The sequence below is a fragment of the Rossellomorea vietnamensis genome (assembly GCF_008180615.1).
GTDB lineage: Bacteria > Bacillota > Bacilli > Bacillales > Bacillaceae_B > Rossellomorea > Rossellomorea vietnamensis_D.
The window spans coordinates 140,381-164,367 of the sequence record NZ_VTEH01000005.1; the positions used below are offsets into that span (position 1 = coordinate 140,381).

A 23,987-nucleotide genomic window follows, 5' to 3' on the forward strand; every position below is an offset into this window, starting at 1 on the left:
GAAGGTTCTTAATTGTATGGGTCTCTAGAAGGCTTCTAGAGACCATTTCGCCTTAAATTCTCGGCTGCATGGGTCTCTAAAAACGCTCATGAGACCGGTTCGCCGAAGATTCTTGGTTGTATGGGTCTCTAAAAACGCTCATGAGACCAGTTCGCCGAAGATTCTTGGTTGTATGGGTCTCTAAAAACGCTCATGAGACCAGTTCAACGAAGATTTTTGGTTGTATGGGTCTCTAGAAGTCCCCTAGAGACCAGTTCAACGGAGATTTTTGGTTGTATGGGTCTCTAAAAACGCTCATGAGACCAGTTCAACGAAGATTTTTGGTTGTATGGGTCTCTAGAAGGCCCCTAGAGACCGATTCGCCGCTAAATCTTCGCTGTATGGGTCTCTAAAAACGCTCATGAGACCAGTTCAACGAAGATTTTAGGTTGTATGGGTATCTAGAAGTTCCCTAGAGACCAGTTCGTAGCAAAATTTCGGCTGCATGGGTCTCTAAAAGCGCTCATGAGTCCAGTTCGCCGAAAATTCAGAAATGCTTAGGTCTCTTAAAACCTGTTGACACTGTTCCCCTTAAATCAGAGCAGCAGTGATCTCTACCACCACGTACTATGGGAACTGGATATAGAAACTCCTTAAAAAATTTCGGAACAGACTGCTTCTATTATGCAAATTAAGATAGCGAGTTATTCTTAGAAGCACATGATTTATTTATATGTTTTAGAAAGTAAATTATAATAGATGGATGAATGGATTTTCTGAGTGCTGTTTTCTTGCAAGGGGGATGATTCTTATAATCGTCCACACTCTAAACTTGAGCGGGAATGCAGTCCGGCAAAGAACACTAGTAGAAATTTGTGAAAGTCAATGACTGGAACAAGCTGCGTGCTCCTTGATCGATATACAACTTGAGGAGAAGAGACTTTATAAGAACTTGTAAATAAACATTTCACTATGAACCAGGCTGTAAACGGAAGGGGTCACCTAAACATGGAAAAGAAAATCGGTTTGGAGTCGCTTAAAAGGAACACGGATTTTTTGCGGATCAATCATATAGATTTTTATATATTGGACTACAGCATAGAGAACCGCCTCTCAAATGAAGAGTATTCTAGTGTGTGGAGGACTGTAAAAGAATTGCTGCCATATAATTCGTTCTTTCTTGAAATGGGCCTATCACGGGCGGCCGTTATCCTGCCGGAAAAGTCAGCAGAAGAAGCCGGACGCCTTCTGGATGCAACAATCGAAACAGCCGGTAAGGGAGAGGGCTTAACCGCTGTTTTTCAAGGAAAAGTCTGCAGAGATATCACTGAAGATCTTGAGTTAGAAGGCATCACTTATGAAAAATCTGTAGACCCTGAATTGATTTCCATACATGAAGAGACAGAAACTGCTTCTTTTGAAAAAAATCTAAGGCTGTCCATCTTGGATGATGATGAAGTCATACGTATGTTTCTGGGTGATCAGCTGGATGCGGTCGATTGGGGAGAGTGGGCAGTTGACCTGCAGGTATACAGGGAGGGTGAATCTTTCCTGAACAGCGGCAGGCTGCAGGAGGAAGGAAAGCATATTATTGTTCTGGATGGAATCATGCCCAGAATGGATGGGATGGAAGTTCTAAGTGAAATCAGGAAAAAGTACAGTGAAAAAGAAGTCTCTATTATTATGCTGACCTCTCGAAACAGGGAAAATGATATTGTTTCTGCCTTGGAGGCTGGAGCTTTTGATTATGTGACAAAGCCGTTCAAAATAAATGAATTGATTGCAAGGATTAAGAGGGTCGCTAAGAGGATGGAAAACGTGGATGATTAATGTTTCGTATCTACAGATCGGCATTGCAATAGCAGGAGCACTTGTACTACTTTTCCTAATGCTGGGTTACCTCCTTATCAGGAAAAAACTCGAACAAAGGAAGATGGCTGATCTTCGTATTATGAAAGAGAGAATCAGGCCTTTATTGATTCAGGAACTCCTTAGGGGCGAAGAGGAAGAATTAAAACAGATTACGAAAGATGCTGTCTTCACATCCGCTGTTGAAGACACCCTGAAAAACCTGGGAGCAAGCCTTGATTCTTCCTCTTTTCATAGAACCATTAGGGATGCTGCGGATAAATACTTGTCTGAATCCTTGACTGCCCGTCTTTCAAGCCGCCGATGGGCCGACAGGGTGAATGCTTTGGTTTCAATCAAAGATTTTCAGATTTACAGCTTTATGCCGCTGCTATGGAAGATCTATGAAAAAACGCGGGCATCAGAGGAGGAAAAAACCTTGATTTTACAAATAGCAGCAGGTGCCGATGATCCAAAGCTGCTGGATGTACTGGCTGTTTCTTCACCTAATGGATCGACGTTCTTTTATAAACAAATTATCAGAAGGGTTTCTCCGGAGACTTTGAACCTGATTATTGCAAAGTTCAATGATCTTTCTCCTTCCTTCAGGGTTGCGGTGCTTTCCTATATCGGGGAAAAAAGAGATCTGTCTCTCCTGACTTTTACAGAATCATGTCTGGATTCTGAGGACCATGAAGTCAGGGTCAATGCAGTCAAGGCAATCAGGAGTATAGGCTTCATTACCAAGCCGCAGGCGCTGTATCCCTACTCTAAATCAGAAAGCTGGGTAGAGCAGATGAGTTTCGCACAGGCAGCGGGGGAGATCGCCCACCCCGGCTATAAAGAAATGCTGTTTGAATTGCTGTCCTCCTCCAATTGGTGGGTGAGGTACTATGCAGGAGAAGCTCTTTCAAAATTTAAAGATGGAAAATTGCTCTTAAAGGATGCAGCTGAAAATCATCAGGATGCATTTGCAAGAGATATGGCCTCGCAGTGGTTAGGAAGTGTATAAATGTTCTATTCGATAATGAGTGATCTTTTTTATTATGCTGGTTCTCTTTTGATTGTGTATATGCTATTTGTGTTTACTTTTTACCTGTTCATTTTCTTTGTTTCAGCGGCAGAGTTAAGAAAGAAGCTGGGCATGGAAACGGGGCAGCATGAAGAACTTTTATATTCTTATGATACCAAGCCGGTTACTTTGCTGGTTCCTGCTTACAATGAACAGATGGGGATTGTACAAAGTGTAAGATCTCTCCTCAGTATGAATTACCCTGAATATGAGATTGTCGTTGTCAATGATGGATCCAAGGACGATACCCTTCAAGTGATGATCGATCAGTTCTCTATGGAAAAAATCCCGATGGTCATCCGGAAGTCTTTGGACACACAGCCGATCAAAGCAGTCTATCAGTCAAAGGTGTACAAGCATGTGTACCTTGTGGATAAAGAAAACGGCGGAAAAGCAGATGCTTTAAATGCAGGCATCAATATCTCGAAGTTTCCTTATTTTTGCACTCTGGACGGTGACTCCATCCTGGAAAGGGATGCTTTCCTTCAAGTGATGAAGCCGATCATTGATTCTAATGGAGAAGTCATTGCCGTAGGAGGATCGGTGCGTATCGCCAATGGATGCAAAATTGAACGGGGAGAAGTCGTAGAGGTGGGCTTGTCCCAAAAGCCTATTGTCATCATGCAAGTGATCGAGTATTTAAGGGCCTTCTTGATGGGTAGGATCGGACTCAGCAAATTCAATATCCTATTAATTGTATCAGGTGCCTTTGGTGTATTTCATAAGGACTGGGTATTGAAAGCAGGAGGGTACAATCCCAATACAGTAGGCGAAGATATGGAGCTGGTGGTCAGGCTGCACCGCCTTCTAAAAGATGAGAAAAGCACGAACCGGATTGAGTATATTCCTGATCCGGTCTGCTGGACAGAGGCGCCTGAATCGGTCAAGGTTCTGGGGAGGCAGCGGAGCCGCTGGCAGAGAGGGCTGTTTGAAACTCTGTACATTCATAAAGGGATGCTGCTGAATCCGCGGTACAAAAGTGTCGGGCTGATTTCACTTCCTTACTTTTTGCTGATCGAACTGCTCGGCGCCGTGGTAGAGTTTCTCGGATACGTCGTCCTTGTCATGGGAATCACCTTCTCGTTGATTTCATGGAAAATGGCACTTCTTCTATTTTGCCTGAGCCTGCTGTACGGTTCTTTTTTATCCATGTGCGGAGTGCTTCTCGAGGAGTGGAGCCTTCGAAAGTATCCTAAGCTGAAAGATGTGGTCAAATTGTTCTTTCTCGCACTTTCCGAAACATTCTGGTACCGTCCGGTGACGACCTTTTTCAGGATACAAGGCTTGCTGCAATTGAGAAATAAAAAACATCAATGGGGCGATATGGAGAGGAAAGGTGTCTCTTCCTGATAGTAAAGTCGTTCAAACTGAGAAAACTAACTAAATGTAAATAAAAGGTAATAAGAAGAGACTGGGACAAAACCATAATAAATGCTCTCTTCGCAAAGATTGTGGCTGAGTAAAAAGAATGGATTTCCGCTCCAGGTGCACGACTCCGCGGGGCGGGCGGTGAGCCTCCTCGGCTTTGCCTGTGGGGTCTCACCTGTCCCGCTAGTCCCGCAGGAGGTCGCACACCTTCCGCTCCAATCCGTCTACGTTCAGGAAAAATCGATCAATAACCTTAAAAGCAACATCTTTCAAATAGAGCCTATTAAAATGAAAGAACCGCATGAAATCAAGTATAAAACCTTGAACTCATGCGGTTTTATTTTTGAAGTTTTTTACCATAAGGTTTTCGGTATTCGTTTCAAGGCCGCTGCCAAAAAGGACAGAAGCTTTGATTCCATCCGTTCCTGCTGAAGCATCCATGCCGCCGCTCCATAGATCTCCGATGATTTCTTTCTGGCTTGGATCTCTGAAATTCAACATCAGCCAAGGTATCCGCACCTCAATAATACCGTCTTCCTCATTTACATAGAAGTCTGAAAGTGAATCGTATTCAGCGTCTTCGGGGCTGCCGATTCCAAATCTTAGCCTGCCCGTTTCATATGCTTTAAATGGGAAGGTTTCTCCAGTACTCGGGATGAAAAGCGGCTTATTCAGTGCGAGCTTGATGGGATGGAAGACACCTGATCCTTGCGTACCGTGATACGGCTGTCTGGAAAGGAAAGACAATTGCTCACTATACTGATAATAAAATGGATCGTAGGAGCTGTCAGTGAGAATTCGGGAATTTTCCTTTCCATTCAGATGAAGGACAAAATCGATCCCCTCGAATTCACTGTCTGAGGTGGAAACCATATTTCCGCCTTCTTTTCCGTTATCAAGAAGAAAGAGGATATCTCTTTCGTCCCAATCCTGTATTGCTGAATCTGACAATTTTAAATTCAAGTACAAATATTTTTCATCATGGTCGATCTTGAGGCTTTGAAGCTCGGATTGTTTTTCTTCAGTATGGTCATAAAGAGCCTGCACATCTTTCCAGTCCGACGTATCGCCATCCAGTTTCACCTTGTGTCTGTCAAAGCTGAGAAGGCCGAATTGCTGTTCGTTCGTTTGTGCATTTGACCAGAAAGGCCTCCTGTCGCTATTATCCAGCTCAAGCGTATTCCAGGTCCTCTTGAACCACTCATCCTGCCAGGTAAACACAAGGCCGCCCAGGAACCCTTCATTTATGATGTCCTCAAATAGCGACGCATCAATAGTTCCTTGGTCTTCTTCATTATGGAACCCTTGATTCCAGCCATAGGGGTTTTCATGTGTCATTCCCCTTGAGCCCGGAACACCGAACTCAGCTATTAAAACAGGCAGGCGGTGTGCTTGCTGCAAGTCATTTAAATAACCGGCATAACTGTTTTTATTCCCTCGATGGTCTATATAATTCAGATACTTCTCTTCTAAGTTTAGAAAGTCCGGATAATATGGATAAACATGGTAGGAGGCGAATTGTCCTGCAGACTTCTCATCCTTGAGATAAATGACATTGGGATCAACGCTTACCAGGTCTTCCTGTTCAAGCGGTTCTGATGGATGATCCAGCAAATCAGTAGTCACCCAGTTTGTGAATGATACAGGGCGGGTGGTGCCATAATTTTCATCATCATAAACCAGTATTGTATCCATCATGCCCGCCAGCCAATTTTCAAATGGTGCTGCCCCTTTTGTATAGGTGAAGCTGCCATCGTACTCTCCTTTGGAGGCGTGCACCTTATTAGTGTTCTCAACCATATAAGGGTACCACTCGATCCCAAGTATCCAGCCTATTACATAATCAGAGATATCAGCAGTATAAATTCCGCTTGCATGTCCCGGTTTATCTGAGATGTTTGCGTTCCCGTGAACAACATCTACAATACGTTTCATTTCTTCTATAAAAGGTTCAGAGCTTCCAGGTGAAAACGCATCCAGCGTCTCTTCCAGAGGCCCTTCATCAATCCAAATGCCATGGAAGACATACAAAGGATCATCTTTATGCTCATCATTGAACTGTTTCAGGGCCTGGTAAAAGCCAGGAGGATGAAGGGTATAGATTCTGATTGCATTTGCATTCATCTCATGAATCATTTCGAACCATCGGTAGTACTCATCACGGGTGATAGCTGTTTCGCCAGGGAAGTAGCCCGGCTTTGCAATCCCCATATTCACTCCTTTGATTGTCAGCTGTTCCCATTTTCCATCTTTCAAGACCTGATATTGATTCTCTTTCACCAATGCCGGCATAGGCTTGGGATCTGCTACTTGCTGAGCAGCTTCCTCACCACTGTTTTTTACCTCATTTAAGATAGCTTTCATCATCGGAACATAAGCTTTCCAATAAAAAGTCTGCGGCCTGTCCTTTTTTTCAAAGGCGAAGATTTTTTGGATGTTTTCAAGGCCAATATACTTATGCATTCTCGGAGAACTTCCTGTATCAACAAAATCTCCAGCGAAGTAATAACGTTTGGACGGCCCTTGTTCAAGCAATGTCACGGCCGGGAAGGAAGAAGGAATACCATACTCCTCCAAGGCTGTCTTGCCTTTTTCAGTAAGGTCCATTTTATAGTTCCCCAGTACTTCCGCAGAATTGTTCCGGATGACGTCAAACCAGTATCCGTAGGCGGGGGATTCCTTTATCCCGAATAGATTGCGGCCCTTTTCGGTGTAGTCAATCCATAACCCTTTTTCGATGTAATGTTCTTCTTCCTCCAGAACGAGCAGGCTTCCATCTTCGTTTGAAAAAACAAATCCGGGACCAGCAAAAGTCCAGGGAGAAGATTGAGATTGATAGGAGTCAATAATCCAATTAGGAAGTTCTGAACTTTCATTAGGGTCAAGTTCATTAAAGTACCTGCCAGTCCAGCCGGACCATTGGATCCCCAGCAGGTTATACATGGCCTTTTTAGCTTTTTCATCTGTCGGGCTTGCCAAAGTGTTGAATTCTGTAATCAGGGTGGAGGCATCTTCCTTTAAAGACTTTTCTATTTGATAGACTTCATCCTGTGTTAACCCCCCATATATAGGGTCATTTCCTCGCTCTGAGTTTCCCGATTGTTCAGGGTATACTCCGTAGGTATCGGCTACATAAATGACATCAGGCTTTGCAGTGGACAAATCCAATTTCTTTATTTTATCGTCTTTTTCGTTTTTAGGATGCCAGCCTGCATAATCAGTCAGTTGATAGGAACTGCTGTCTTCTGGCACAACAATTTTCCAGTGATTGAGCAGCCAGGTCAGCCCGCTGTGTTCTCTGTAATCATCTGCCGGAACAGTCTTATCGAGGATGGCCACACTTAGAGGTGTTTCCGATTTTAACAGCCAAAGGAAGTAGGGGACAGCCGGCAGAATGAGCAGAAGGAGCCAGAGATATTTTTTATTCATTTCATCACCTGAATTTCTTAATTAATGTTTTCAAAAGAATCGCTGTCATGTAAGTCGTTAACAAGCAGTTTTATAGAATCACACTATGAATGAGTTTAACGGAAAAAGAAAAAATGTAAATAGCTGGATAGGTTTTTCATCATGAAAAACCCGGCCTGAGCAGCCGGGTTCAATCATTCATTCTTTGGCGGGTTATTTAATGAAAACAAGAGACGGTATTCCTCGGGCCGCTGAACTAAATCTTTTAGAGTATATTGATCCAGAACATCCAGGTAGGCTTTCAAAGCTTTTGCAAGAACATGCTTAAGTCCACAGACCGGCGTGATGATGCAAGTGTTGTTTTCAGGAGAAAAGCATTCAACTAAATGAAAGTCCTCTTCTGTCTTTCTGACAAGTGTGCCTATATTGATCTCCAAGGGAGCCATGGCGAGCCTGATCCCGCCGTTTCTCCCCCGTATTGTTTCAATAATGCCCATTTTTCCAAGCTCATGGGTGACCTTCATCAAATGATTTTTTGAGATTTGGTAAGAGTCGGCGATCTCCTTGATATTAGCCAACTCGCCGTCGTCCCTGGTGGCAAGGTAAATGAGTACCCTCAGTGAGTAATCTGTATATAAAGTAAGTTTCAATTGTTTCACCTTCATTGTGGCAGCCTCAACTCTGCGGGCTCCCAGGATACTTTCATTATACAAGTTGATTCTGTACCTGTCTAAATGTGTCTAAATAGTTAAAGATGTATTTGAGATATTGCTTTAAGTACTAATAAGGGCTAACATAAAGATGTATTATAAATATATCTTTAAGGAGCGATCTTATGTTAGCTCAAAAAACAATCGATATTATTAAATCAACTGCCCCTGTCTTAGAAGTAAAGGGGACGGAAATTACATCTCTTTTTTATAAAAAAATGTTTGAGAACCATCCTGAATTATTGAACATCTTTAACCATGTTAACCAAAAGAAAGGCCGACAGCAGACGGCCCTTGCTAATACTGTATATGCCGCAGCACAAAATATCGACAGGCTGGAGCAGCTTCTTCCCGCAGTGAAACAAATTGCCCATAAGCACCGAAGCCTTGGTATCAAGCCCGAACAGTATCCTATCGTAGGGGAGCACCTCCTGCTGGCTATCAAGGAAGTATTGGGAGATGCAGCAACCGAGGAAATCCTGGAAGCATGGGGTGAAGCATACGGAGTGATCGCACAGGTGTTCATTGATGTGGAAGAGGAGATGTACCAAGAAGCTGAAGCAAAAGAAGCTGGTTGGAGAGAATTCAAGGACTTTACTGTGATCAAGAAAAAACCAGAAAGTTCTTTGATCACTTCTTTTTATCTGAAGCCGAATGATGGACAGAAGGTGCCATCTTATTTACCAGGACAATATATTACTATCAGGCTGGGAATACCTGGTGAAGAATATCTATTCAATCGCCAGTACAGCTTATCTTCAGCAGCTAATGGAGAGTACTTCCGTATTTCCGTCAAACGGGAGGCGGACTATTCTCCAGAAGGAAAGGTATCGAACTATCTGCATGACAAGGTGAGTGCGGGGGATGTAATCGAAGTGAGCGCACCGGCAGGGGACTTCTGTCTTGAGCCAGGCGGCCATTCACCTGTCACACTCATCAGTGGAGGAGTTGGAATCACTCCGATGTACAGCATGCTTGAAACCATAGCCAGGCACAACCCAACAAGGCAGGCCGTTTTCATTCATGCCAGCCGTAATGAAGAAGTACAGGCGTTTAAAGAAGAAGTAATAGAAATGATTGACAGAACGGATCATGGAAAAGCGTTCTTTGCTTATGAAAGTCTAATTAATCCTGAAGCAGGATACGACCACCTTGGTTACATTAATAGAGATGTACTGGAAAGCCTTATAGACAGAGACAGTACTTGCTATGTCTGTGGTCCTGCTCCATTTATGAAAGCAGTCATTTCTTCACTACTCGGGATCGGTATTCCACAAGAACGCATCCGCTATGAATTCTTTGGCCCTGCCATGAAATTTGAATTGCAGGAAGCATGATTCTAGTGAGAGGCACCTGGGGAATAAATAAGGTCACTGTAAATCTACTGAATTTTATAATTTACTTTTTATGACCAAAGATAAAGTCAACTATCCTTCCTTAAATAGGGAGAAATGTTGACTTTTCTCTTTAGGCTCTTTTCTTTCTTGCTTATCAGAATATTTAAGGTGAATTATGGCGTTATATTACCGACTTTTTACCGACTTAAAATTAAAAAGCAACAAAGTTTACGAAAAGAGCCAATAAAAAAGAACCCGCTAAAAGCAGATTCCCTCAAAAGCTCAATCCCCATCCACACGGTTCTTGAATGCTTCCTGGGTAACGATATATTCTTCATCTTCAATTTTTTCTTTTGTATGTTTTTCAGTCAGTGAGTCTGAAGGATAGTTACCTGGATGGCCTTTCTTCTTATGTTGAAATGATTTTCCTCGGCTCATGATGAACACCCCTTTCCCTGTATCCTGATATTAGTTTTGCCATTGCGGCCGATTTTATGTTAGAAAACCATGTCTAGTGTAACTTTCAGAAAATGGACAGAATTGGAGGCGTTTGATAACGAGTTAAAGGATATAATAGTAAGTATTCGGCTCTACGCTTATTTTTCATACTATCTTATCCATTCGCTTTTACACAGGGGAAACTTAGGGAGCGGAGCGCTTGAATTTTTAATCTGAAGGGGGATCTTCATGGACTTATTCACTATCCTTTCTGAACAGAAAATCAAGAAAGCATACGAAGATGGAGAATTTGACCGGCTGCCCGGCTATGGCAAGCCTCTAAAGCTTGAAGATGATTCACATATTCCCCAAGAACTTCGTATGGCACACCGTATTATGAAAAATGCAGGATTCACAATAGAAGAAAACAACTTGAGAAAAGAAATGCTGCGAATAGAAGATTTAATCAAGGATTGCGAAGATCAGCTGGAGAAGGAAGAGTTAAAAAAGAATTTGAATGAAAAACTTCTGAAGTTTAATGGGTTGATGTCTAAAAAGAGAATCAACACCAATAGTTCGGTGTTTAAAAACTATGAACACAAAATAGAAAAAAAGCTTCTGTAAACTGAAGGAGCATCCCATCTGCAGCTGGGATGCTCTTTTTTCGTCTAGTTCCATTTTCAGAACACAGACATTATTTATTATCGATGTTGGCCTGTATCTTTTCGGCGCTTCTCACTGTTTCATTGACATATGAAGCAATGGTGCCTGTATCTTCATTCAATGTCTCAATGGTTGCGCTGACCTCTTCAAGCCCCGCTGATGCTTCTTCGATGACGGCGGCCAGTTCTTTGGTTGAAAGTTCAGCGTGTACAGTTTGTTCTTTTACAGAATCAGAATTAGCTGCCAGCGTATGGAATTCAGATTGAAGCAGGTGAAGCTTGGACCTCAATTCCTTGAATGAACTGCTTACATCTCCCACAGCCTGGATGTTTTCGGAAAGCTTGCTGCTGCTGAGATTCATCTTCTTTAGTGCTGTGGAGTTCACCTGATTGACAGAAGCCAGATTTTCATTGATGCGCGAAGCTGTGGTGCTTGTCATTTCAGCAAGTTTTCTGATCTCATCAGCCACTATTGAGAAGCCTCTTCCTGCTTCACCTGCTCTTGCGGCTTCGATGGATGCATTCAGGGCAAGCAGGTTGGTTTGCTCTGTTATTCCCTGAATTATTCCGACAAAGCTGTTCGTTTCTTCAAACTTATTCGTCAGTTCAGCGAACGTGATACTAAGTTCGTCAATGAGTGTGTTCAACTCATTCATGTCAAGCTGAAGTCCGTCTGCCTTTTCAGTTCCACTGATAGCAGTGATATTCGCTTCTTCCGAATGCTGAAACAGCACTTCAGCCATGGAGGCCATGCCTTCCATTTGTCTCATCGTAGTTTCCGAAATGGAGGCAATGCTGTTAATTTGGTCGCTTTGAGTCTGGCTGCCCGCCGAAATTTCCTGTAGTGCGGTTTTCATCTCGTTATGGGAGAGTAAATGGTGCTGAATTTGATCATTCACTTTCTTAATGCTTTTGAAGATTGTTTGCAATTCAGATTCCAGCAAAGTTTTTTGATTTTCTTTTCTTGCATTTTCGGCTTCAGCTTCTACAATAAACTTCTGAAGCTGTGAAAATTGGTTCGTATTGAGTTTGACGACAATGTACAGCAAAATTCCCAGCATCATATAAACAAGAATTCCAGGAATAAAGATTGAATCAATTTCTCCAGGCCCTTGAAAGAATTGCTTGTTCAAGATGAACAGGATGAAACCGGAGCCGTATCCTATAGAGAATAGAGAAAGCTTAAAGTGAAGGGCCGAGATAACTGCAAGGAAGAGCAAAATGATCAGGTTGTTCCCAGAACCGCCATTTACCAGGATATCGACTCCTATTATTATGTAGACAACCGGTAAAGTGAAAAGGGGGAACAAGTGATACTTTTTAAGTGCTATCTGAAAAATGAGAAAGAAAACAATCATAGCTGAAAGCTGGGCAGAGTAAAGGATTGTTTCAATCAACGGGTTTTTATTAAAAATAGTATAAAGGATAGCTGCCAACAAAGAAGCAGAATAGAGCAGCAGCATTAAAAGATTCTTCTTTTTTAAATCCTGCAGTTTTAAACCATCAATGGTCATGGGACGTCTCTCCTGTCGATTAGTGATTCTTTCTACTTATTTTATCGTCAGTTTTCGCAATTTTTCAATAGCTTAAATGGAAAATAATATGAAAAAGTGGAAACTTACTATTTTTCTAGCTGCTAAGAGTAACTTTTTGAGTAAGAATACCGACAGGATACTGAACTGCAGGGTGGAATAGGACAAGCCATTCATATTTAATTTAAAGATAAAAACATGTAAATCTTTGAAAAGCAAAATTTGTCCTTTAATAATTTCTACACCATCCGATATAAGAAGAAAGAATAATTAATTAGGGTGATTTTATGGATAAAACATCATTTATTGGAGTTATATTGGGAATTGCTGCAGTAGGAGTCGGAATGGTTCTTAAAGGGGTTCCATTCAATGCTATTTTCAATCCAGCCGCCATTCTGATTATCATTATGGGGACCATAGCAGCGGTCACAATTGCTTTCCCGACATCTGAAATAGTGAAAGTGCCAAAACTTTTCGGCGTCATCTTTAAGGAAACAAAGATGCAGGAACCTCAAGAAATCATCCGAATGTTCTCTGAATGGGCTGACTTGGCGAGAAGGGAAGGACTGCTTGCTCTTGAAGCCAAAACAAGTGATATTGAAGATCCATTTTTGAAAAATGGGATGGGACTTGCTGTTGATGGACAAAGTGCTGATTATATCAGAGATGTATTAAATGAGGAAATCGATGCAATGGAAGAGCGCCACCTAGCGGGTGCTGCAATTTTTTCACAGGCAGGTACATATGCTCCCACTCTTGGAGTTCTTGGAGCTGTAATCGGGTTGATTGCAGCACTCACCGATATGAATAATATAGATCATCTGGGAAAAGCCATTTCAGCTGCCTTCATTGCCACATTAATGGGGATTTTTACAGGTTATGTCCTTTGGCATCCTTTTGCCAATAAGCTGAAGAGAAAATCTAAGCAGGAAGTCAAACAGAAGACGATGATGATAGAAGGAATTCTATCCATTATTGAAGGGGAAGCACCTCGAGTAATTGAACAGAAACTTGCCTCCTACTTGCCATCAAGTGAAAGAAAACGAATTATGGAAGAGGAAGTGGGTTCTGATGAGGCGGCGTAAAAAAAAGCAGCATGATGAACACATGGATGAATCATGGCTAATCCCGTATGCCGATCTGTTGACACTGCTGCTGGCTTTGTTTGTTGTTCTTTTTGCTTCCAGCAATGTTGATGCACAAAAGTTTAATGCAATGTCCCAAGCCTTCAATCAGATATTCACTGGAGGTGCCTCTGTGATGGAGTATCCTTCTCCAGTCCCGGAAAGTGATTTAGGGGAAGATAAAAAGGCGGAAGAAGAAATTCCTTTGACTGTCGATGAATTAGAAGCAGCAAAAGAGAAGGATCGTCAAGAGTTGGAAGAACTTCAAAGCAAAGTGAATGGTTATATTACAGCCAATGAGCTTCAGAAGCAATTCGCTACAGAGCTTACATCAGAAGGCCTGCTGCTGACTATAAGAGATAATGTACTCTTTCAATCAGGATCAGCGAATGTAGCAGGTAAGGATGAGGGAGTTGCAAGGGAACTATCAGGACTGCTGGAAATGGATACTCCCAGAAGTGTCATTATCAGCGGTCATACCGACAATATCCCGATTTCCAATGCCAGCTACGACTCAAATTGGGAGCTTAGTGTCATGAGGGCCGTCAATTTCATGAAAATTATCTTGAGAAACCAAAATCTTGATCCGCGGTGGTTCAGTGCAAAAGGCTTTGGGGAATTTAAACCTTTAGCTGATAATGATACAAAGGAAGGCAGAGCCAAAAACAGAAGAGTGGAAGTATTGATTCTGCCGAGAGTAATACAGTAAATATATGAGAGTAGAAGCGTACCAGAGCTATATGGCTGGTACGCTTTTTTGTTCTTTAGAAAATTATAAAATCACCCTTTGTAGATAGTTTATAGCTATAATATCCACGTCGAGCTTCAGCGCCTAGCCCCTCGGGGTCAAATAACCTCAAGAGAAGAAAAGGAAAGACCGCCTTTTATTCTCTTGAGAACATTTGCCTGTCGGGGCTGATCAAGGCGCTTCCGCTTTTGGTACGTCGAGCTTCAGCGCCTAGCCCCTCGGGGTCAAATACCCCCAAGAGAATAAAAGGAAAGACCGCCTTTTTTTCTTTTGAGAACATTTGCCTGTCGGAGCTGATCAAGGCGCTTCCGCTTTTTGTCCGCTGGTAATTATTATTAAGTTTTACAGTTATATGGAGGGGGTAATGAGTATTTAGTAATTAATCAGGGGGTTTATAAAATTGGAAAGATTTTTAGAAGCGGTAGGAGCGGTCTCGGCATGGCTGTGGGGTCCGCCGGTCATCATCATTTTAGCAGGTACGGGAATTTACCTTACTATACTATTGAAATTTGTACAATTTCGGTATCCGATTTACATATTTCAGCAAACTTTAGGAAGCATTTTTAAGAAGCCGAAAGGTGAGGGGACAGTGACTCCCCTGCAGGCTTTGACTTCCGCATTATCAGCAACCATTGGGGCAGCGAACATCGTTGGAGTCCCGGCTGCCATCATGTTTGGAGGACCGGGGGCATTATTCTGGATGTGGGTCATTGCTTTAATGGGGATGGCGCTTAAGTTCTCAGAAAGTGTCCTGGCAGTAAGGTACCGGGAAAAGAATGAAAAAGGCGAATTTGTCGGCGGACCGATGTATTATATGAAAAACGGACTGAATATGAGATGGCTCGGGGTTTGGTTTGCCTTTGCCCTGATGATCGAATTAATTCCCAGCATTATGGTACAGGGAAATGCTGTTGCTTCAACTGTTCAGGAATCTTTTGAAGTAAGCGGCTGGATCACAGGTGTGGCCGTTGCTGCAGTGGTATCACTCGTCGTCTTCGGAGGAATCAAGAGGATAGGGAAGGTGACAGAGAAACTAGTGCCTCTCATGGCGCTCTTGTATGTTGGGGCATGTTTGGTGATCTTATTTATGAACTTGGAGAAGCTGCCAAATGTATTGAACCTTGTCTTCACCCATGCATTTCAGCCGATGTCGGCAATGGGAGGCTTTGCGGGTGTAGCTGTTGCTGAAACGATCCGCTGGGGATTTGCCAGAGGATTGTACTCCAATGAAGCAGGTCTTGGAACAGCACCGATTGCACATGCGGCAGCCACAACTGACCATCCCGTCAGGCAGGGATTATGGTCTATTATAGGGATTGTAATTGATACTCTGATTGTCTGTACGGCGACCGGGTTTGTTGTTATTTCTTCCGGCGTCTGGACAGCAGAGGGTGCATTGGATAACCCTTCTGCTTTAACAACTCAGGCGTTCGCTAACTATCTTGGAACTACAGGCAGTCTGATCGTCACCATCTCATTGATTTTCTTTGTGTTATCAACCATTGTAGTTATCATCTATTATGGATCCAAACAGGCAGAGTTCCTATTTGGTTTAAAAGCGGCCATGTTGATAAAATTTGTTTATATAGGAGCCATTATTCTAGGATCAATGGGAGCCGCGCAGGTCATTTGGCAATTCCTTGATCTTGCTCTTGTAGCCATTCTTGTACCTAATATTATTGCGGTCCTGCTTCTCAGCAAGGAAGTGAAGAGGCTTACTCAAGAGTTTTTCACTTCAGATCAATATTATCTCAAGGATATAGGAAAGAAGTAAATAGTTTAAAAAAAGCCGGCTGATGTCACAATGCATCAGCCGGCTTTTTTCTCATAATAGATTCTTCTCGAAATTTTGCTGCTATTTCACTGGACTTTGAAAAGGACAGCTTCCGGCTCTGCTAAGCAAGAAAGAAAGGGTTCCCTCTCACCGTTCACCGATAGATTCCTGGTACCCAAAGGATAATCATAAGGCAGCAATACAAATAGTTCGAGGAAAGCATCTTTCTTTAAGAATCTGTATGAAACTCCGTCTTATAAACCGGCATCTTTTGCACCAAGTATCTTAAGTCTTGTACAGATATATCACAAAAAAACCTATCCCTCGTCAACTGCTCTTATTTTCCGGGAAATATTTCTATAGAAAAATATCTCTAGCAGCAATTTTTGCAGGTAAGCTCCGCACATCGACTGGTTTCGAAACTCGAAAAAAAGGATAAATACCGGGAAAAGGCGGTGATGAAAATGAAGACGGATGTGTTTATATCAGGCGGCGGTATCGGAGGGCTGACACTTGCACTCAAGCTGGCAAAATGCGGCGTGGACGTAACGGTGATAGAGAGGCTTCCTGGTCCAACACCTGTATATAAAGGCGAACTTCTTCAGCCTAAAAGCCTTCAGATTTTTGACGAGCTGGGGCTTTTAGATGATATCAAAGCAAGCGGACATGTTATCGAAGAATTAAACCTTTTGGAAATAGATAAAAATTCAGGTTCCATTGATGAATCCAATATGAAATACAATGTTGTGCCTGGTCAGTATTCCTATTCCTTGATGATCCACCATGAAAAATTAAAGGAAATCATCAGGGAAGCTGCACTTGCCTATCCTTCCTTTCATTACAAATCCAATAGCAGCTGCAAGGGGTTCACTGAAGGGAAAGCGATTGTAGAAGATAGAAAAGATAAAAAAGAAGAACTGTATGAAAGCTCCTTTTTCATTGGTGCAGAAGGGCGTGCATCGGTCACGAGGAAGGAGATGGGAATCGAAAAAGAAGAAAATCAGTACAACCATCACTTTCTTACAGTCACGTTTCCAAGGCCCCCGTCTTTTACAGAAGGGAAAATCATATCGACTTTCGATCGCTTTCTTGGGCTGTTTCCCCTTCCGAACAACGAAGTCCGGTCGGTTTATCTTATTCCGGCAGGAGAGTATAAAGACCTGAGGAAAAAACCAATAGAATACTTCCATGAGTTATACATTGAATTGTGTCCTGAAATGGAAGGATACGTGAACCAAATTCCTGACTGGAAGACCATCCAGCTGATGGTGCCGGTTGCCTATCATACAGAAGAATATATAAAAGGCAATAAAGCATTAATTGGTGATGCGGTGCATACTGTCCATCCAATGGCGGGAGAAGGAATGAATATGGCCATTCAGGATGGAGATGTACTTGGTGAGCTTTTGTGTGATATGTACACTCAAGGGAAATTAAATACAGAAAATCTAAAGTGGTACCCGCATGTGAGGAGGGAAAGGGTTAAAAATCAAATGAAGCTGAGCCATCTTTCAGCCCTGGCCTATTCCTATCCATACAAATCGGTCGGAAAACTAAGAAAAAGAAGCCTGATGAGGATTGAACAAGATCCCATCCTTCATTTCAAACAAATGCTGAATATATCAGGACTCGGTATGTGGGAGGACACAATTAAAGACCGGCTCATCCAAGGCGGCCTGCTTCCCAAGAGGAGCACCCCCCTAACAGAACGAGAGAAAGAAGATAAGTTATTTACGGATAGACTGGATTACCCATGGAAATGGAAGGAGCAATTAGTATGATAAGAGAGTATATAAGGGTTTGGCGGGCTAGGGGCTGGATGAAACAGAATATGCCGTTTCTGCGGAGCTGGCATGCTTATGTAGGATATGAGCTGGATTTATTCAAAGCATTTAAAAAACCTGTGTCAACTAAAGAAGTGGCAGCTGAAAGAGAACTTGAGCATGACCTTCTCGAGCAATGGGTCGAAGTAGGAATCATCCTCAAACACTTTAAAAGAACATCAGCTGAGAAAGTCAAGACCATCAAGAAATGGAAACTTCCAAAATCAAAATCCAATCGATTTTCTTCAGGGATCATCTTAAAGGAAATGATGGAGCTTCATATTCCTTCTTTATTGGCATACCCCGAGCTTCTCAGGAATCAGAATAAGCAGCATTTTGATTCAGATGTACATGGACCGACGGTTGCCAAAACTTCAACACTTTTAGAACAGCTTGCCTATCCAAAAGTTGAAAAGGTGATGAAAAGGTATAAAGTGGATTCCATCCTGGATGTCGGCTGCGGGGAAGCAGGATACCTCCGAAAGCTGGCCAAGAAGTTCCCGGACAAGAAAATGGTCGGCGTGGAAGTGAATGAAGAAGTAGCGGATAATGCCAGAGATGCAGTGAAAGAACATGGAAATATTGAAATCCTTAATAAAGACATAAATGAGTATCAGCCGGAGGACCGTTACAGACTTGTGATGGCCAACAACCTTCTTCACTATATTGAACCAGGCGAAAGAGCTGGGTTCTTTAAGAATGCCTCTCAATGGATTAAAAAGAATGGAGCTCTTTCGATTATAACTCCCATTCAAAAACCGAAGCATGGAAAAGAATTTTCAAGTGCATTCAACAGCTTTTTCATGACCTTTGATAATCTGTATCCTGTTCCTACCGAGAAAGATTTAAAGAGTTTCGCAAAGAAGTCCGGACTTAAGATGGTATCCATTGATCCTATCATCAAAGAAGGCGGCTGGTATATTGCCGTTTTTAAGAAGTAATGGATTTTTCCATAAATTAATATCCCTGAGCATGTTTTTAAGAAATTGCACAGGGAATATATGAAGTGTTGAAAAAATGCAAAGCAAAAGGAGAGGTTACAATGGCAAAGATCGCATGTTTAGTAACAGATATGTTTGAAGACGTGGAGTATACCAAACCAGCAGATGCATTTAAAGAAGAGGGACATTCTGTAGTGACGATCGAAAAAGAGTCTGGCAAAACAGTAGAAGGTAAGCAGGGAGAGGCGAAAGTCTCTATTGATGAAGGCATCGACAATGTAAAACCTGAAGACTTTGATGCATTATTCCTTCCGGGAGGATTTTCTCCTGACCAATTACGTGCAGATGAACGTTTCGTCCAATTCACGAAAAGTTTCATGGATGCTGACAAACCTGTATTCGCTATCTGTCATGGCCCGCAGCTGCTGCTTACAGCTAAGACACTTGAGGGAAGAACAGCGACAGGATTTAAATCCATTAAAGTCGACATGGAGTACGCTGGTGCCCAATATAAAGACCAAGAAGTTATTGTCTGCAAAGACCAGCTTGTCACAAGCAGAAATCCTGATGATATCCCGGCATTTATCCGCGAATCAGTAAAACTTTTAAAGAACGCACAATAAAAGTATTGGAGGGCTGCCTATTAGGGCAGTCCTTTCCTATAAGCAGCAAAGATTCCTGATAGAGTATAGACTAAGCAGCAATATAAAGCCGAGCAGCCAAATAAAAAGGCCCCCAGTAATTACTGGAGGACATAAAGCATCAATAACTGCAGATGCCCTTGAAGGTATAGGCATCGATTAAAAGCAGGCCCTTTGTGCTTAAGATTTACTGCTTCCTTAAGTTCCCGAGTTCTTCAACGATTGCCTGCATTTCACGGGGACTGAAGTTATTCTTGCGCTCAACCATTTCGTAAATATCACGTAGTTCTTCGTACATATCCCCATCAAAATGAGAAGGCTTAATGGCTCCGACATTTACGACTCTTAATTTTTCCTTGATTTGTTCAATCATAAATTCTACGTTTTCTGATGATTTTTGTGAAAGATCCATTTTTCATCCATCCTTTTAGGGTTTGATCATAATAACATCTTTTCATTATTAGAGAGCGATGTCAATATGAAACCGTTTAAGGGTGGGAGGCAAAGCCTGTTGGTATGTTTGAATGAGAGCGCAGATGGATAAATAATACTATTGTTCTATCACTGTGAACCTTTCTTATAAAACTCTCCGTAAAAAAGAGGTTCTGATAAGAAGCAGGAAGAAGATAGAAGAGGGTGTCTTTAAGATTTGTTCACTTGCTCTCATCGTTATATGATTAAAGAAAGAAAACAGGTGCAAGCTAACAACATTAATGTATCGGAGGATGACTATGGGAACGAAGAGATTTTTTAAAGGGTTGGTTTTTGGAGCTATGGCTGGGGGATTCATTACATTGTTGAATAAAGAGACCAGAGAAGATGTGATGAACAGCACTAAGAAGGGCGGGGAATTCATCAGTCGTTATGCCCGTGATCCTCAGCTTCTGTTGGAGTCCACTAGAGAGGTTTATGAAAAGGTCAGGGAAACAGCTCAGCAGATTGGTGAAGATATGGAATTCATCAATTCAAAAGTAGAGGAAATCAAGGAGCTGTCTCCACAGGTAAAGGAATTAATAGAAGACACTAAAGAAACCTTGCATTCTTCTTCGGAATCGTATAAAGAGGTATTTACCGAAGATGAGGGTCATTCCACCAATAACGGCGTGGAGAAATAAAGCATATTAAGAGGTGAAAGGATGACTAAGAGGAGCAAAGCTGGAGGAGTAAAAGGATTTTTCAAGAAGCTATTTCAGAAGATATCAGATGGAGATGTGACAGGACTGGCTGCACAACTTGCCTACTTCTTTCTTCTTTCACTTTTCCCATTATTGATATTCATGGTGACGCTGATCCCTTATCTGCCTGTTGCACAGGAGGATATCATGAATGTCATCAGTGATTATGCGCCAGGTGAAACAATGGATATGATTCAGTCCACAATAAATGAAGTCATGTCCAATCGCAATACAGGGTTACTATCATTCAGTATTATCGCGACGATATGGTCGGCATCCAATGGTATGAATGCTATTGTGAAATCTTTGAATGATGCATATGAAGTCGAGGAGACAAGATCGTTTATCGTAACGAGGCTTATGTCCATCGTACTGACCATCGCAATGATTTTTGTGTTTGTCATTGCTTTGCTTCTCCCGGTGTTCGGCAAACAAATCGGGCTGTTTCTGTTTTCACAATTCGGATTTTCCGATCAGTTCCTGACGATTTGGGGAGCCATAAGATGGGCGATTTCTCCTATCATTTTGTTCATAGTATTTGTCGGACTATACTTTATTGCCCCAAGTAAGAAAATCAAATGCTTAAGCGCAGTTCCCGGAGCCGTGTTTGCAGCACTTGGCTGGGTAGGTGCTTCATTGGCGTTCTCTTACTATGTGAGCAACTTTGGGAATTATTCTGCCACATATGGAAGTATCGGGGGTATCATTGTCCTGATGATCTGGTTCTATTTGACGGGTATCATTATCATGATCGGCGGGCATATCAATGCCCTCATGAATGTGAAAAAATCAGAGTGCTGAGGGTAAAACACAAGTTACTGCATTCTAAAAAAGAGTTTACCGGTTATTACCGGTAAACTCTTTTTTCAGTTAGAGCAGACTAAGCAGAAGAGGCTTAAAAGGAGCCTCACTACCACTTGAGGGAGGAAAAGACCTTGACAAAAAAGACTAAAAAAGATGGCGGTACGAAACAGAACAGCAAGCAGAAACCACAGAACAAAACTTCAGGATCTGCTAATGGTCAAAACGGTTACCACTAGGGAACTTGAAGCTATATAGAAAAAGGGTTTCCCGATTGGGAGACCCTTTTAAGGATTGGAAATCAAACAGCGTTTCTGAATCAGCTTGGGCGCCTTAGGGACTGAACCTTCTGGAATGGAATTAGCCTCCGGTGATCGGGATAGCAACAACTAAACGAATACAGTCTTTATGAAGATGTAAAAAGAAAGGCAGCTTTTAACTAGAGAGGACAATTACTTGGTAATAATCCATCAAGAACGCAGCAGGCGCAGTCCATTTAAAATAACAAGTATGGTACTTCCCTCATGTCCGATGACCCCAAGCGGAAGGTCGAGAACCTGCAAGAAATTGGAGGCAATTAGTACAAAGATGACAGACAATGAGAAGATGATGTTCTGCTTTACGATCCGCTGCATTTTTCTCGACAGACGAACAGCATCAGCAATACGTTTCAAATCGTTTTTCATAAGCACGACATCCGCGGTTTCCAAGGCTACATCCGACCCTTCCCCCATAGCCACCCCGACATTCGCTGTTGCGAGGGCAGGTGCGTCATTAATGCCATCCCCGACCATAGCCACGGTACCATATTGATTAATCAGTTTCTTTAACTCATCCACCTTGGTTTCAGGCAGACATTTCGCGATATAATCATCGACTCCTGCTTCATGAGCGATTGCTCCAGCTGTGCTTTCACTGTCTCCAGTAAGCATGATAGTGAAAATACCTTCTTTTTTCAAAGAGTTCAAAGCTTGCATCGTCTCTTCACGGATCACATCTTTTAATGCAATCATAGCCGCTATTCCATTCTCATTTGCTGCAAATACAATGGTTTTTCCTTCGGCAGCCAATTGTTCTGAACTGCCTTCAGCAAAGTGCATTGCAGCTTCACTTCCGACAAACTCCGCTTTTCCTATCTTCCACTCTTCACCATTCACCATTGCTTTTACCCCCCAGCCTGAAACATCTTGGAGTGATTGGGGCTCTGTTAATGGCAGGTCAGGATATAAACTGGCGGTATGTTTGACTATTGCCTGTGCGAGAGGGTGGTTTGACTGTTTCTCTATGCTGGCTGTAATGCTGAGAACTTCTCTTTCGGTTATTTCAGGGTGAGTGATGATATCTGTAACTTGCGGTTTCCCCTTCGTGAGGGTCCCCGTTTTATCAAAGGCTATTGCCTGCAGATTGCTTAAGTTTTCAAGGTGCATACCGCCTTTGAATAAAATTCCATTTCTTGCTCCATTGGAGATGGCTGAGAGCGTGGCAGGCATGATGGAAGCCACTAGAGCGCAGGGAGAGGCTACAACCAAAAGGACCATCGCCCTGTAAAAGGTTTCAGTCCAGCTCCAGCCCAGGACAAAATGAGGCAGAAACATCATAAGCAGGACAGCAAGCAAGACGAATTTCACATAAGTTCCTTCAAACTTTTCAATGAAAAGCTGCGAAGGAGATTTTTCACTTTGCGCCGAATGGACTAGGTCGATGATTTTTTGGAAAAGTGTTTCATTGCTTGGTTTAGTGACCTCCACAGTGATTGCACCATTAAGATTTACAGTTCCTGCGAAAATTTCACTATGAATGGATTTAGTGACCGGCATCGATTCGCCTGATATGGCAGCTTCATCGATGGTTGTGGATCCTTTGATGATCTGTCCATCAGAAGGAACCCTTTCACCCGGTTTGATAAGGATATGATCTCCAATGGATAGTTCGGAAACGTGCACTCTTTCTTCAGACTGGCCGGTTACACGAAGAGCTTCTTCCGGCTGAAGATCCATTAGAGAGGAAATCTCCCGCTGGCTCTTATTAAGGGTATAAGTCTCCAATGCACCACTGACAGCGAAAATAAAAATCAGGATGGCACCTTCTGTCCAATAGCCGATAATGGCAGAGCCAATTGCTGCAAAAACCATGAGCATCTCTACATTCAGTTCTCGTTCGGCAATGGTTTCTTCAATGCCTTCTTTTGCTTTGGCAAATCCTCCAATCACAAATGCAAGCAGATAGAAGGCGACTGATAATGAAGAGAAGTCATCTGCCAGCAGCCAGCCCAATAAGATGAAAACTCCGCTGACAAGTGCAGCGATTAGTTCGGCATGCGGCTTTATTTTTTCTAAAATAGAGATAGCAGAGGATTCAGTGCGTGCATTTACAGACATTGACTTTGCGTGTGAGCTCATATTCTCTTCTCCTTTTAAGCGTTTTCTTTTATAAGTGCTGTATGCGCATGTCCTAGCCCCTCGGGGTCAAATAACCCAAAGAGAATAAAAGGAAAGAGCGCCCTTTTTTCTCTTTGGAACATTTGCCTGTCGGGGCTGATCCAGGCGCTTCCGCTTTTGCTCTAGTTGATAACAATAATCAGCATCATTTCCCCATTAAAACGACGA

19 protein-coding genes are annotated in these 23,987 nt (G+C 42.5%); 13 read left to right on the forward strand and 6 right to left on the reverse strand.

Going from position 1 to position 23,987, the window contains the following annotated elements:
• The first annotated feature begins 987 nt into the window (after window positions 1-987).
• From FZC79_RS09380 to FZC79_RS09390, 3 genes are read left to right on the forward strand one after another with little or no spacing between them, the layout of a single operon-like run.
• Window positions 988-1,809: a response regulator transcription factor gene (locus tag FZC79_RS09380; RefSeq protein WP_187442714.1), complete on the forward strand. Its 822-nt coding sequence runs from the start codon at window positions 988-990 to the stop codon at window positions 1,807-1,809.
• Window positions 1,802-2,839 carry a HEAT repeat domain-containing protein gene (locus tag FZC79_RS09385; RefSeq protein ID WP_148946550.1) on the forward strand — a complete coding sequence of 346 codons (1,038 nt, stop codon included), beginning with the start codon at window positions 1,802-1,804 and terminating at the stop codon, window positions 2,837-2,839. The genes FZC79_RS09380 and FZC79_RS09385 overlap by 8 nt, the downstream gene beginning before the upstream one ends.
• A complete protein-coding gene (locus tag FZC79_RS09390; protein ID WP_148946551.1) occupies window positions 2,840-4,249 on the forward strand; it encodes a glycosyltransferase family 2 protein in 1,410 nt (469 codons plus the stop codon). It begins immediately after the preceding gene.
• A gap of 345 nt (window positions 4,250-4,594) precedes the next feature.
• Here the strand turns inward: FZC79_RS09390 and FZC79_RS09395 are convergent, their stop codons facing one another.
• Window positions 4,595-7,696 carry a hypothetical protein gene (locus tag FZC79_RS09395; protein ID WP_148946552.1) on the reverse strand — a complete coding sequence of 1,034 codons (3,102 nt, stop codon included), beginning with the start codon at window positions 7,694-7,696 and terminating at the stop codon, window positions 4,595-4,597.
• 173 nt (window positions 7,697-7,869) lie between these two features.
• Entirely contained in the window at window positions 7,870-8,325 is a 456-nt protein-coding gene (locus tag FZC79_RS09400; RefSeq protein WP_148946616.1) for an RrF2 family transcriptional regulator, read from the reverse strand.
• A 185-nt stretch (window positions 8,326-8,510) separates the two neighbouring features.
• Between FZC79_RS09400 and hmpA the strand changes: the two genes are divergently transcribed.
• Entirely contained in the window at window positions 8,511-9,722 is a 1,212-nt protein-coding gene (gene hmpA, locus FZC79_RS09405; RefSeq protein ID WP_148946553.1) for an NO-inducible flavohemoprotein, read from the forward strand.
• 282 nt (window positions 9,723-10,004) lie between these two features.
• On the opposite strand, the gene FZC79_RS23075 is transcribed toward hmpA, so the two are convergent.
• Window positions 10,005-10,160 carry a hypothetical protein gene (locus tag FZC79_RS23075; RefSeq protein ID WP_187442715.1) on the reverse strand — a complete coding sequence of 52 codons (156 nt, stop codon included), beginning with the start codon at window positions 10,158-10,160 and terminating at the stop codon, window positions 10,005-10,007.
• 249 nt (window positions 10,161-10,409) lie between these two features.
• Here FZC79_RS23075 and FZC79_RS09410 point away from each other — a divergent pair, with 249 nt between their 5' ends.
• Complete coding sequence (locus FZC79_RS09410; protein WP_148946554.1) at window positions 10,410-10,784, forward strand: DnaJ family domain-containing protein; 375 nt, start codon at window positions 10,410-10,412, stop codon at window positions 10,782-10,784.
• A gap of 70 nt (window positions 10,785-10,854) precedes the next feature.
• On the opposite strand, the gene FZC79_RS09415 is transcribed toward FZC79_RS09410, so the two are convergent.
• Window positions 10,855-12,336 (reverse strand): methyl-accepting chemotaxis protein, encoded by a 1,482-nt coding sequence (locus FZC79_RS09415; RefSeq protein WP_148946555.1) that lies wholly within the window; start codon window positions 12,334-12,336, stop codon window positions 10,855-10,857.
• A 305-nt stretch (window positions 12,337-12,641) separates the two neighbouring features.
• On the opposite strand from FZC79_RS09415, the gene motA reads away from it, so the two are divergent.
• The 6 genes from motA (at window position 12,642) to FZC79_RS09450 (ending at window position 19,387) form a co-directional block, all read left to right on the forward strand.
• A complete protein-coding gene (motA, locus tag FZC79_RS09420) occupies window positions 12,642-13,439 on the forward strand; it encodes a flagellar motor stator protein MotA (RefSeq protein WP_148946556.1) in 798 nt (265 codons plus the stop codon).
• On the forward strand, window positions 13,423-14,187 hold the full coding sequence (motB, locus tag FZC79_RS09425; protein WP_148946617.1) for a flagellar motor protein MotB: 765 nt from the start codon (window positions 13,423-13,425) through the stop codon (window positions 14,185-14,187). The genes motA and motB overlap by 17 nt, the downstream gene beginning before the upstream one ends.
• A gap of 439 nt (window positions 14,188-14,626) precedes the next feature.
• The gene (locus FZC79_RS09435) at window positions 14,627-16,000 is read left to right on the forward strand and encodes an alanine/glycine:cation symporter family protein (RefSeq protein WP_148946557.1); all 1,374 of its coding nucleotides are present in this window, start codon (window positions 14,627-14,629) and stop codon (window positions 15,998-16,000) included.
• Window positions 16,001-16,464: 464 nt separating this feature from the next.
• Window positions 16,465-17,781, forward strand: a complete 1,317-nt coding sequence (locus FZC79_RS09440) for an FAD-dependent oxidoreductase (protein WP_148946558.1) — start codon at window positions 16,465-16,467, stop codon at window positions 17,779-17,781.
• Window positions 17,778-18,764, forward strand: coding sequence for a class I SAM-dependent methyltransferase (locus FZC79_RS09445; protein WP_148946559.1), 987 nt, complete (start codon window positions 17,778-17,780; stop codon window positions 18,762-18,764). Before FZC79_RS09440 ends, FZC79_RS09445 begins: the two co-directional genes overlap by 4 nt.
• A 101-nt stretch (window positions 18,765-18,865) precedes the next feature.
• Entirely contained in the window at window positions 18,866-19,387 is a 522-nt protein-coding gene (locus tag FZC79_RS09450) for a type 1 glutamine amidotransferase domain-containing protein (RefSeq protein ID WP_148946560.1), read from the forward strand.
• Window positions 19,388-19,592: 205 nt separating this feature from the next.
• On the opposite strand, the gene FZC79_RS09455 is transcribed toward FZC79_RS09450, so the two are convergent.
• Window positions 19,593-19,817 (reverse strand): DUF1128 domain-containing protein, encoded by a 225-nt coding sequence (locus FZC79_RS09455; RefSeq protein ID WP_148946561.1) that lies wholly within the window; start codon window positions 19,815-19,817, stop codon window positions 19,593-19,595.
• Between the two features lie 319 nt (window positions 19,818-20,136).
• Between FZC79_RS09455 and FZC79_RS09460 the strand changes: the two genes are divergently transcribed.
• Window positions 20,137-20,520: a YtxH domain-containing protein gene (locus FZC79_RS09460; protein ID WP_148946562.1), complete on the forward strand. Its 384-nt coding sequence runs from the start codon at window positions 20,137-20,139 to the stop codon at window positions 20,518-20,520.
• A gap of 21 nt (window positions 20,521-20,541) precedes the next feature.
• Complete coding sequence (locus tag FZC79_RS09465) at window positions 20,542-21,381, forward strand: YihY/virulence factor BrkB family protein (RefSeq protein ID WP_148946563.1); 840 nt, start codon at window positions 20,542-20,544, stop codon at window positions 21,379-21,381.
• Window positions 21,382-21,851: 470 nt separating this feature from the next.
• Here the strand turns inward: FZC79_RS09465 and FZC79_RS09470 are convergent, their stop codons facing one another.
• The gene (locus FZC79_RS09470; RefSeq protein ID WP_148946564.1) at window positions 21,852-23,780 is read right to left on the reverse strand and encodes a heavy metal translocating P-type ATPase; all 1,929 of its coding nucleotides are present in this window, start codon (window positions 23,778-23,780) and stop codon (window positions 21,852-21,854) included.
• Window positions 23,781-23,987 lie beyond the last annotated feature (207 nt).